Here is an 11,579-nt window from a genome sequence, read left to right as displayed (position 1 = left end):
TCTCCTGATTTCTAAACACTTTAAATATTTGAAAACTTAGTTTACAATGTACTCACTTCTTGTGCATCACCATGTTTCAAGTGTTAAGCGATAGCGTCACTTGGAACTGCTCATTGTCTCCCGACTTCGAAAAACATCACATTTTCATTCATTTCGAAGTCGGGAGACAATGTACATCACAAGTGGCGCCTATCGGCTTAACACTTGCGATATAAAAGGAGCTAATAGCATAGTTGTGGTAGTTAGAAATCAGTAGATTTCTATTGATCTTTTAAACACGAATGCCGCTATCGCTTAACATTCGCGCTAGTGGAGTTCAAGAGCAGTTGAAAAAATGAAGCAGAAGAAAGATTGAAAGTAGAGCATGAAAGACTTGTAGGAGTATCTATTTATCAAACTACTTTGTGATTCTTATTTCTATACTGCAAAGGCGTTACCCCAAATTTCTTTTTAAACACACGGAAAAAATAACTATGGTTTTCAAAACCAGCATTAGTATATATACTTTTTATGGGGGCGTTGGTCATAGCAAGCTGATGTGCCGCAAAGTTCAGACGTTCCTCTAAGATAAGCTCAGTAAGCGTTTTTTTGAAAGCCTTTTTGATTACTCTATTGATGTAGTCGCCAGAACGTTGAGAGAGCTGAATAAAACCATCAATTCCCATTTTGAGGTAATAAGGAGAGCGAAACTCTTGAAGGGTATAGTTGAGCCAAGGTGGTAGTTGACCATTCTGGTAGGCTCTCTTTTGTAATAATGCAAAGAGGTGGAGCAGTAAGAGGTCTAAGGTGAGTAGGGAGTTTTCACTGATGCTCATCTGTTCCAAATGCCCCAATAAGGTTTGAAGTTGACTTTCGTTGAAATTATAAGAAAAGGGAAGTGGAGTATCGTTCCAAAAAAACTGTTCAGGAGCCTCAAAATAGCGTTGCTGATAGTGGGGAATACAATGAGCTTTAATGGCTAAATTATTAATGACCAATTCCTCTTTAGAGGTTTTCTTAAAAGTATGTACATCACTAGGGCGTATAAAATAAGCCGTTCCTTTTTGGATCGGAAACTCCTCGTTGTTGATAATATGAATCCCTTCACCTTCGGATATTACAAAAAACTCATAGTAATCGTGGTAGTGCATAATCAGGTCCTCATGATGATCAATACTTGTACGTGCAAGATGAAAAATATCGTTAGGCTGTAGTGCAAACGTCTCAAATAAGAATTTTTTGGTGATCCTTTGGTCCATACTTCTTGTTGCTGAATTGAAACATCAAATTACTCTTATCTTTCAATAAATGTCAATTATCTTATAAAATTATAATTCTGAAACATTCTTCTTTGTTTACCCGTTTTTGTAATTTAAATTTCTTTATTGATATGATTTAGTGAAATGAACAACGATTGAAAATGAAAAATATCAAAATAATGCTTGGCACTACATTGTGGTCAATTGTAATGCTTATTTGTATTCCTATCGTCTTATTATCGTTTAAAGTAGAAGAAGAAGAGGAAGTGAAAGAAGAAGTGAAAATTGAACAACAAGTAGAAGAGCAGCAATCTGAAAAGGAGGAGCTGGAAAATTTGACTCCCAATCAAAAATATTAATCTATAGGTTACCGTGATGGTAGCCTTTTTTGTTGTCTTAATTTCTTTTTACCCGTTTTTTAGGATCTACTTTCAAGCATCTTTCTTCTTCTTTTTTGTCTTGAAACAAAAAGAAGCAAAAAATTCAAGGCTTAGAAGTCAAAAAGCTAAATTTCATTCCTCTCGCCTCAATGATTTTAAACTCGCTAAAGCTCAAACAAGAAAATCATTTTTAACGGCTCATTCCATGAAATTCTTCATGCTTTTCCCTTCAAGGCCGAGGTTAGAACTACAAAACGAAATAGAGTAGAATGCCTACTGGCGCGAATGTTAAGCGTCAGCATCATTCGTGTTCTACAGATCAAAAGACAAATGTTTTATGATAATCTTCTAAAGTGCAGTTCTGTAGGGTCGTTGCATTGCAACGACCTCACGAGCCACCACAGTAACCACTCACCATGTCGCGAGTGTTAAGCCGATAGGCATCACTTGTGATTACATATTGTCTCCCGACTTCGAAATGAATGAAAATGTGGTATTTACTTCGAAGTCAGGAGACTTCACCAATGATCAGTTCCAAGTGACGCTAGCGCTTAACACTTGAAACATGTTGGTTTTTCAACACTATAAAGGGTTTTGCAACGACCTCACGAGCCACCACAGTAACCACTTCTTCCATCGGCTATAAATATTTAGGAATTTTGTTTATAGCATAATGCGTATTCAAAGTATTAGTTTACAGTGTTTTATTGTCACTTTTAGCAAAAGAATATGTAAATTATAGAGATACTTTAAGTATAGGATATAGGAACAATTTAAGAACTACTTAATCACCCAAAAACAACACAATGAAAAAAGTAAAGCTTACCGAAATAGCAGGGCTTCCGGAAAAGGAACCCGTAGGATTTCAAGTCAATGGATTGGACTTGGTGGTTGTACGATACGGAGAAGAAATTTCCGTTTTGTATGGTCGATGCTTGCATAGAGGAGCATTAATGGCCGATGGAAGTATCAGTGGACACAATCTGATTTGTGGCCTTCACGGTTGGGACTACCGGTACGATACAGGTGTAAGTGAATACAATAATGAAGAAGCTTTGCATAAATTTCAAACGAGTATTGAAGAGGGGGTTTTGTATGTAGATGAGGACGAAATCAATGCCTATTTAGAGCAGTTTCCTCAGCCTTTTAACAGAGAGGATTACTTAGGGCAATACGCCGATACACATCCCGAAGAAACGGAACCCTACACTGCCTATATTCAACAATTGGCTAAAAGTGGTTTAAAGCAAGTGGGGAAGCATGGTCCATCGTCGTCTATGGGGGTCGACCGTACCACTCTGCCGAGGTGGGAACAAATACAGTTTCTACCAGCTCAACTTTCACGAAGACCTTTGTTGGATGAAGAGGAGGTGACCACGTCTACCGTGATAGGAAAAAATGCGAAGAAGCCTTTACAATTAGACATTCCCATTTTTGTATCAGATATGAGTTTTGGAGCATTGTCGAAGGAAGCAAAGATTGCATTGTCTATGGGAGCCGAAAAAGCAGGAACGGGAATTTGTAGTGGAGAAGGTGGGATGTTGCCCGAAGAGCAAGAAGCCAACTCAAGGTATTTTTATGAATTGGCATCGGGTAAGTTTGGCTTCTCATGGGACAAAGTAAAGAAAGCACAAGCGTTTCATTTTAAAGCAGGGCAGGGGGCTAAGACCGGTACAGGAGGTCACTTGCCAGGCACAAAGGTGACGGAAGAAATTGCAAAAGTAAGAGGTTTGGAAAAAGGACAATCTGCGATTTCGCCTGCTACATTTCCTGATTTTCATGGCGTAGAGGATTATAAAACCTTTGCCAATGAAGTCAGAGCACAAACAGGTGGAATTCCAATTGGTTTTAAAATGGCGGCATCAAGAATTGAAGACGATATTGATTTTGCGTTGGCCGTTAGTGTAGATTATATTATTCTTGATGGAAGAGGTGGAGGAACAGGTTCTGCCCCTAACATTTTAAAAGATAATATCAATGTGCCTACTATTCCAGCATTGGCTAGAGCAAGAAGGCATTTGGATAAAATGGGAGCGAAGGACGTTTCTTTAATTATTACAGGAGGCTTGAGAGTCGCAGATGATTTTGTAAAAGCATTGATGTTAGGTGCTGATGCAATTGCCGTTTCCAATTCTGCCATGCAAGCCATTGGTTGTTTGGGGATGAGAGCATGTTCAACTAATAATTGTCCTGTTGGAATTGCTACACAGAAGGATCATTTAAGAGCTCGGTTGGAAATGCAGAAGTCTGCACAGCAATTGTCCAACTTCTTTGAAGCTACTACGGGGTTGATGAAAGTGGTGGCAAGGGCTTGTGGTCATCGAGACTTCACGGAATTCAATTTCTCTGATTTATCTACGATGGATTATAAAATACATCAATTGACACAGATCCGGTTTGCAGGACATTGATGATTCAAGACAAAAAAATAGCCTGCAATTTTAGTTGTAGGCTATTTTTTATATTGTTACATCACTTTTACCCCTTTCCAGAAAGCTACATAATCCTTGATTTCACTGGCCTTTTCTTTAGGCTGTTTATAAAACCAAGCTGCATCTACATTTTTCTGACCATCTACTTCAATGGTATAATAAGACGCTTCCCCTTTCCAAGGACATGTAGTGTGTGTGGCTGTCTCTGAGAAATATTCTTTTTTCACAGAAGAAGGAGGGAAGTATTGGTTTCCTTCAATAACGATGGTTTCATCACTTTCCGCTAGAACGACATCGTTCCAAATTGCTTTTTTCATAGCTTTTAAATAATTAGTTTGAGAGTTCTTTATAGATATAATAATTCAAAATAGTGCCGATTGTTTTTATCTACAAGAAAATAGAGAGAATATATTAGACATAAGTACATTGTAAACTAAGTTATCGTCAACTTTCAATCAGCCTTTCTGCCAGCATTTATAGGATCAACTTTCAAACTTCTTTCTTCTTCATTTTTGTCTTAACACAAAAACGAAGCAAAAAAGTCAAGGCTTAGAAGTCAAAAGCTAAATTCCATTTCTCTCGCCTAAATGATTTTAAACTCGCTTTGCTCAAACAACAAAATCATTTTTAACGACTCAATACATGGAATTCTTAACGCTTTTCCCTTCAAGGCCGAGGGAGATACTACTAAATGATTGTCTAATTACAGGTCAAAAGAAAAGGGTTTTATAATCCTCTTCTATAGTGTAGTACTGTAGGGACGTTTTAGTAAAACGTCCTCGCGAACCACAATACACTACCATTTACCTTTTATAAAAGTAATTATATTAGTTAGCGAAAATTTAGTTTACAATGTAATAAGTACAAACTCAAAATTATTTATGACTTAGTGCTTATTTGAAACATACTCTAAAAAGTCCAGTCAAGGATTTTCAACCCATTATTTTATTAGTGCCTCCGTCGGCCTTGAAGATACTTCAACTCTTTCTTCAATATGTTTCTCTATTGCTTCAATATGTATACTTTTTCCATTTTTCATCACGCTACCTTTGTAATATCAAGAAGGTAAAAAAGCATTTTCCTGCCATCTTGATTTTCTATTTTCCTATTAAGAACACTAAAACGAACGATGATGATTGCTAGAATGCTGATGAAAAGAATAGTTCCTATGATTGCAACTGTTCGACGTTCTCCGATATTGAGAAGACCAGATGAATACGGAATGCACTTTGAAGATATTTCTTTTACTTCCACAGATGGAATTGTATTGGAAGGGTGGTATATGCCGGCCAAAAATGCATCAAACAAAATAGTGATATGTAATCACTTTTCTCCAGGTAACCGATATGGTTATGCAGGGCATATAAAGCCTTGGACTAATGCAGGAGGATTTGAGGTAAACTTCTTACCTAAATATAAAGCACTGACAGATGCAGGATACAATGTTTTGGCATATGATTTAAGAAATCATGGGTTTAGTGCACCAGCTCAAAGCAATGCCTATAATCCAAGTCTTTTTGAATATAAAGATGTAGTGGGTTCTTTGAATTATGTAAAACAACGTGAGGATACGAAAGGGATGGATATCCACCTGCATAGTATGTGTCTTGGAGGTAACTCTACATTAGTAGCTATGAAAAAACATCCAGAAGCTTTTGAAGGTGTAAAATCGATGATGTTGATCCAGCCTATTTCGGGAGAAGCTATTGTCAAAAAATTGTCTAAGAATATGTATTTGGGGAAAAGTGGAGAGAAAGCTTTCGAAGAAGTTTATCGTGAGCAGTTCGGTTTTAGAATTGAGGACTCATCACCAATTATTGATGCCAAGTATATCAAGATACCTACGTTTGTCACCCAAGTGAAAGCCGATAAAATGACGTTTCCGGAGGATGTTCAAGCCATTTATGATGCAATACCAGTAGGGGACAAGAAGCTTTTCTGGATTGAAGGGACATCGCAGCGTTTCCATGGTTATACCTACTACTCTGAGCATCCCGGACAGATGCTTGATTGGTATGATAGACATTAATGCAGAATCCGGTTTTTAAACTTTCAAATCAGAAAAAATGGCGAACAAAAATGTAATATGGTGTGATGAAAAAACACTCCAAAAAGATATAAGTGGTAAAATATATATAGTCACTGGAGCTAATTCAGGTGTTGGACTTGAAACTTCAAAACAGCTGATGAAGCAAGGTGGTCATGTGATCATGGCATGTCGAAGAGTAGATGCTGGAAAGGAAGGAGCGAAAGCCTTTGGTAATTTAAAAGGCAGTTATGAAGTAATGAAGGTGGACTTTGCCGACTTACAATCAGTAAGAGATTTTGCAGAAAAGTTTAAGGCAAAATATGACCGACTGGATGGCTTGATGTGTAATGCTGGCGCTCTGTTTTCAGGAGATAAGGCACAATACACCAAAGATGGTATTGAGATGTCAATTGGAGTAAGTTACTTTGGTCACTTTCTTTTGACAGAACTTCTATTGGAACAACTGAAGAAAAGTGCACCTGCTAGAGTGGGCATTCTATCTTCAGTGGGACATGCAGGAAGTGCTAAAAACCGCTACAAGATACATTTCGATGATATCAATTGGAAAAATAGAAAATACAATGGTGTAGACGCTTATTGTGAAGCTAAAGTAGCGGTCAATTTATATGCTTTGGAACTCGGTGAACGTTTGAAAGGTACAGGTGTGAGTACAGCCTCTGTCCATCCGGGATGGGCAAGAAGTAACTTTGGAGGGAATGGAGTGATGATGAAAATAGTGAGATTTTTATTATATCCCTTCAGGCATTCAATCACAAATAGTAATGAGGAGTCAGCACAAACCTCTCTTCATGTATTATTATCTGATGATGCGCCTAACTATTCTGGAGCTTATTTCAGTCAACACAGTGTACTGTATAGAGATAAAGAATGTAAAAAAGGAGGTTGGCCTATGACCTCACCTAATCCGAATGCCAACGATAGAGCAGCAGCAAAGCAATTGGTAGAACTTAGTAAGAAAATGGTGGCTTTGTAGACATTCCGTTTTTTATTACCCAAGCTTTGAAATTTAATACCTATCAATCAACTATCATCACTTCTATTGAATTAGAGAGTGTAATTTAAATTCAAATCCTATTTGAAACAGATCTTTGCAAAGTCTCCTAATTTTATAATCATCTTCTAAAAGGTAGTTCTGTAGGGGCCGTTGCATTGCAACGTCCTCGCGAACCACAACACACTACCATTAATCCTTCATAAAAAGTAGTTGTATTAATTAACGAAAATTTATAATATTTAGAAATTGGGAGATTTCTGCTGATCAGTAGGGCCTAACGCTTAACATTCGTGCCAGTGGAATTTCTACTCAATTCGTTTGGTAGTGCTTTTCTCTTCAAAGCCTAGCCTTTTTTTGAATACAAATCACTAGTTTTATATCTTCATGTATTAAATGATCTAAAAACTATAACATGAGTTATAAATACGAACCTTACTCTTATCAAACAGACTTCAACCCACAAAAGAAATTTTCATGGAAAAAAGCAGTACTGAAATTCTTTCTGTGGACTATTTTTTCCCTTTTTTTATGTGTATTACCCTTTACCATGATGATCAGAAGTGGCATTTATATGTATCACGAATATGCAGCTTCTGTTTGGTTAGGTTTAGTTGTGGGGATCGTGGTACTGTCGTTTATTTTGTTACTTTATCTCTCGATCGGCTACTTATTATTTTTCAGAAAATACAAGGTCAGTTTCCTTGCAATTAAGAGAATCACACTATTTGTATTTTTATTCGTAATAACCTACACAATTTTTTCGTTATTTTCTTTTACTGGAAAAAATGCCAAAAGTGATCAAATCAAACAGGAATATACACAGCTTCATCCCTACTTGAAAATCAGTTTGAGAACACTTTTATTCTTTGATAAAGATGTATTAATCACCTCTTTAAGTAGAGAACCTGAAGACTATAAGAAAATGGGTTTACCATCCAAATCAAGCTCTTTACACTTTAAGCAAAACACGGGATATGTACACGCTATGGACCTCAGAACGAAGGGAAGACCTTTCTGGATGATTTGGTTTAGTCAGATTTATTTTAATACTTTAGGGTTTAATATCATAAGACATCATGGGACGGGGGATCATTTACATGTCTCATTGTCTACTTACGAACGACAACAATCTTGGTAAGATTACCTAAATTAAATTGATGTGATTTTACAATTAACACTATCTATACTAAATCTTAGAAGGAAACAGATTAGCAGAATTTTAGCTGATTTAGGAATTTTGAGATTACTAATGCTATTTATATTCTATAGTTTTTTTCAATTTTTCTTGATTCATATTAAAGAACTTCATGCTTTTTTTGTGGATGCGGCACTGCTTTCACTTCTCTCGGCAGCACAAGCCAATAGAAAAGATGAGAAAATTTTGTTGCAACTCATGAAGTTCCCAATCTTGTATTATTTACTTGAAAACCTGATTTGGGTGCTCCTGTTTACTTGGGGAATCGCTTTTTCTCCCTCTAATTATCTCTATCCCATCCTTCTTTTTTTACCATTAATCACCAGCTTTTTACCTACCAATAGGTCTATTGAAAGTCAGGGATTTGTACTTCCTATTCCTTTTTCTGCCTCAGCTTATGACTGGCGTTCAGGAATGAGAAATGGAGGAGCGTGGGGGATTATTGTGGCCATTGTTTTGACAGTAATCGGACTTTTCCGTTTTGAGTTTTTATTAATTGGGATCGTAGTTTCAAGTATCTCTATCTTCGGTTTTTATACACAAAACGAACCAAGACAAATTCTTTATGCAGTAGCCGATACTTCAACCTCTTTCTTGAAGAAAAAAATTAAACAGATGGCTTTGCTTTTTCTGCTCATCAATAGTTTTGCATTGCTTATTGGCTTAGTTTTTTACTTCCAAGTTTTTTATGTGGTCGCTTATTTATTTTTAGGTTCATTTTTTGTTCTCTTTTTGATGATACTTCAGAAGTATATTACCTATGAACCGAACACTAATTTTAGAGCAAATACCTTTATCATTGCGTTCTACTACATAAGTATTTTTATTCCTTTCCTTATTCCATTGCCTTTGATTGTGGGAATAAGGTCATGGAAAAGAGCCAATCGTCAATTATCCTATTATTTTTAATGCATATAGTATGTTAGAGTTAAAAAATATTTCTTTCGCTTACGGAGAAAAGCAGGTACTTCAAAACATCAATATATCCATTGAAAAAGGAAAAATTATCGGTGTATTAGGAAAAAATGGCGTAGGAAAAACGACCTTATTTGAGATCATAGCACAGTGGAAAAAGAATTTTAATGGCGAAACGCTACTGGAGAATGAGACGCTTTTAAGAGCTCAAGTAGGCTATTTAGAAGCGAAACCCACTTTCTATTCTATGATTACAGGGCGAGAACATCTCAATGTTTTTAAAGTGAGGTTTCCTGATTTTGACATAGATGGTTGGAATAGCATTTTTGAGCTTCCTTTGGATGAGATCGTAGATTACTATTCTACAGGAATGAAGAAAAGGTTAGCCCTAATGATGTTATTGAGTGCCGATGCTCCCGTGATTCTTCTGGATGAACCTTTCCTCGGTTTAGATGTAGAGGCGTCTATTGATCTTGAAAAAATCATCAATACCTTAAAAGAAAGAGGAAAAATTATATTAATAGCTTCTCATACTTTGAGTGCTCTTCAAAAACTTTCAGACAAAATCTACCACTTCTCAGGAGGAAAAGTGGAACAAACTTTCGATAAGGAAAGCTTTGATGAGCTTGATGGTTATATGAAAGAATATTTTAGTAACAATCATCAAGATATTGTTGATAAGTTGCTCTAATTAAAGGAGATTTGAATTTTGTACTACTATATTCTAAACTAAACTTTCGTTAACTTTCCATCCATCTTCCTATAAGATTTTATAAGGCCTACTTTCAAGTGCTCTTCTTCTTCGTTGTTATCTTGAAACAAAAAGAAGTAAAAAATTCAAGGCTTAGAAGTCAAAAGCTAAATTTTTTTCCCCTTCAAGACCGAGGGAATTACTATCCAATTAATTGAGTAGAAAGTGCAATAGTACGAATGTTAAGCGACAGCGTCATTCGTGACCTATCAATCATCAGAAATCTCCTGATTTCTAAAGACCATAAATATTCGAAAATTAGTTTAAAGTATTACATCAAAAAAATAGGGTATAAGTTTGACGATATTAATTTCCCTCATCCCTCATCCCTCATCCCTCATCCCTCATCCCTCATCCCTCATCCCTCATCCCTCATCCGGTTGACTTTCCAATATAATTTTTCCATATTGTAGTAAAATATTTAGTATGCATGCATACTATTTTCAACCAATACAACACACACTATGGAAAAAATTTCCACACCACTAACTGAAATGTTGGGTATTGATTACCCGATGATTATGGCTCCTATGTTTTTAGTTTCCAATGCGGAGATGCTGATAGCAGCAGCAAAAAGCGGTATAACAGGGACTGTTCCAGCCTTAAACTATAGAACTGACAAAGAATTTAGAGCAGCGATACACGAAATACGCACTGCCATAGGTGATAAACCTTTTGGAGTGAATTTGATTGCCAATAAATCGAATGTCCGACTACAAGAACAACTGAATACATGCGTTGAGCTGGGAGTTGATTTTATCATTACCTCTTTGGGATCTCCACGTAAAATCATAGAAAAATGTAAGCCTGCTGGCATTAAAGTTTTTTGTGATGTGGTGGATACCAAGTACGCTTTGAAGGTACAAGAATTAGGAGCAGATGCGGTCATTGCGGTCAATAAAGAGGCAGGAGGACACGCTGGTCCAACTTCTGCTAGTGAATTAGTACCGGCTTTGGTAAAAGCATGTGATATTCCTGTTATTTCTGCAGGAGGAGTGGGTAATGGCACGCAATGGAAAGAAAAAATTGACCTTGGAGCCGTTGGGATTTCAATGGGAAGCCCTTTTATTGCCACACACGAAGGAGGTGTCAATGAAGCTTACAAACAAGCTTGTGTAGATTATGGGGCAGATGATATTGTGATGACCACCAAGCTTTCAGGGACTCCATGTACGGTAATCAATACTCCTTATATGAAGGAAATTGGTACAAAACAGAATTGGCTTGAATCCCTTCTGAATAAGAATAAACGATTGAAGAAATTTGCCAAGATGCTCACCTTTTACAAAGGGATGAAAATGTTAGAAAAATCAGCATTTGGTGCTACGTACAAAACCGTTTGGTGTGCAGGACCGTCTATCGAATATGTAAAATCGATTCGCTCAGTAAAAGAAGTGGTCGAAAGTATGGTAGAAGAATATGTAGCTACAGCAAAATTAATTGAAAAGTAAATGAAGTATGTGTCATACTACTACGCTGTAAACTAAATTTTCGAATATTTACAGCATTTAGAAATCAGGAGATTTCTAATGATCTGAAGGACACGAATGACGCTATCGCTTAACATTCGCGCCAGTGGTCTTTCTACTCAATTCGTTAGGTAGTACTTCCCTCGGCCTTGAAG

The 11,579-nt window shown here is 36.7% G+C and carries 10 protein-coding genes; 8 read left to right on the top strand and 2 right to left on the bottom strand.

Features of this window, described 5'->3' with window-relative positions; genetic code table 11:
- Window positions 1-392: 392 nt before the first annotated feature.
- A complete protein-coding gene (locus PL77_RS29060; protein ID WP_044213314.1) occupies window positions 393-1,238 on the bottom strand; it encodes a helix-turn-helix domain-containing protein in 846 nt (281 codons plus the stop codon).
- A gap of 161 nt (window positions 1,239-1,399) precedes the next feature.
- Between PL77_RS29060 and PL77_RS29055 the strand changes: the two genes are divergently transcribed.
- Together PL77_RS29055 and PL77_RS29045 are read left to right on the top strand one after the other, a co-directional pair.
- Window positions 1,400-1,597, top strand: coding sequence for a hypothetical protein (locus PL77_RS29055; RefSeq protein WP_044213311.1), 198 nt, complete (start codon window positions 1,400-1,402; stop codon window positions 1,595-1,597).
- An 827-nt stretch (window positions 1,598-2,424) separates the two neighbouring features.
- Window positions 2,425-4,029: a glutamate synthase-related protein gene (locus PL77_RS29045; protein ID WP_044213307.1), complete on the top strand. Its 1,605-nt coding sequence runs from the start codon at window positions 2,425-2,427 to the stop codon at window positions 4,027-4,029.
- A 56-nt stretch (window positions 4,030-4,085) separates the two neighbouring features.
- Here PL77_RS29045 and PL77_RS29040 read toward each other — a convergent pair whose 3' ends face one another.
- A complete protein-coding gene (locus tag PL77_RS29040; protein ID WP_044213305.1) occupies window positions 4,086-4,367 on the bottom strand; it encodes a DUF427 domain-containing protein in 282 nt (93 codons plus the stop codon).
- An 833-nt stretch (window positions 4,368-5,200) separates the two neighbouring features.
- On the opposite strand from PL77_RS29040, the gene PL77_RS29035 reads away from it, so the two are divergent.
- The 6 genes from PL77_RS29035 (at window position 5,201) to PL77_RS29010 (ending at window position 11,406) form a co-directional block, all read left to right on the top strand.
- The gene (locus PL77_RS29035) at window positions 5,201-6,079 is read left to right on the top strand and encodes a S9 family peptidase (protein ID WP_216595953.1); all 879 of its coding nucleotides are present in this window, start codon (window positions 5,201-5,203) and stop codon (window positions 6,077-6,079) included.
- A 37-nt stretch (window positions 6,080-6,116) separates the two neighbouring features.
- Window positions 6,117-7,073, top strand: a complete 957-nt coding sequence (locus tag PL77_RS29030; RefSeq protein ID WP_082026791.1) for an SDR family NAD(P)-dependent oxidoreductase — start codon at window positions 6,117-6,119, stop codon at window positions 7,071-7,073.
- A 433-nt stretch (window positions 7,074-7,506) separates the two neighbouring features.
- Entirely contained in the window at window positions 7,507-8,232 is a 726-nt protein-coding gene (locus tag PL77_RS29025) for a hypothetical protein (protein ID WP_044213300.1), read from the top strand.
- Window positions 8,233-8,379: 147 nt separating this feature from the next.
- Window positions 8,380-9,198 carry a hypothetical protein gene (locus PL77_RS29020; RefSeq protein WP_156152596.1) on the top strand — a complete coding sequence of 273 codons (819 nt, stop codon included), beginning with the start codon at window positions 8,380-8,382 and terminating at the stop codon, window positions 9,196-9,198.
- Between the two features lie 10 nt (window positions 9,199-9,208).
- On the top strand, window positions 9,209-9,895 hold the full coding sequence (locus PL77_RS29015) for an ATP-binding cassette domain-containing protein (protein WP_044213296.1): 687 nt from the start codon (window positions 9,209-9,211) through the stop codon (window positions 9,893-9,895).
- 524 nt (window positions 9,896-10,419) lie between these two features.
- Window positions 10,420-11,406: a nitronate monooxygenase family protein gene (locus PL77_RS29010; protein ID WP_044213295.1), complete on the top strand. Its 987-nt coding sequence runs from the start codon at window positions 10,420-10,422 to the stop codon at window positions 11,404-11,406.
- Window positions 11,407-11,579 lie beyond the last annotated feature (173 nt).

It is taken from the genome of Flammeovirga sp. OC4 (genome assembly GCF_000812565.1).
Taxonomy (GTDB): Bacteria; Bacteroidota; Bacteroidia; order Cytophagales; family Flammeovirgaceae; genus Flammeovirga.
The sequence above is the reverse complement of the archived record's forward strand: the minus strand, read 5'-3'. Positions and strand labels throughout refer to the sequence as shown.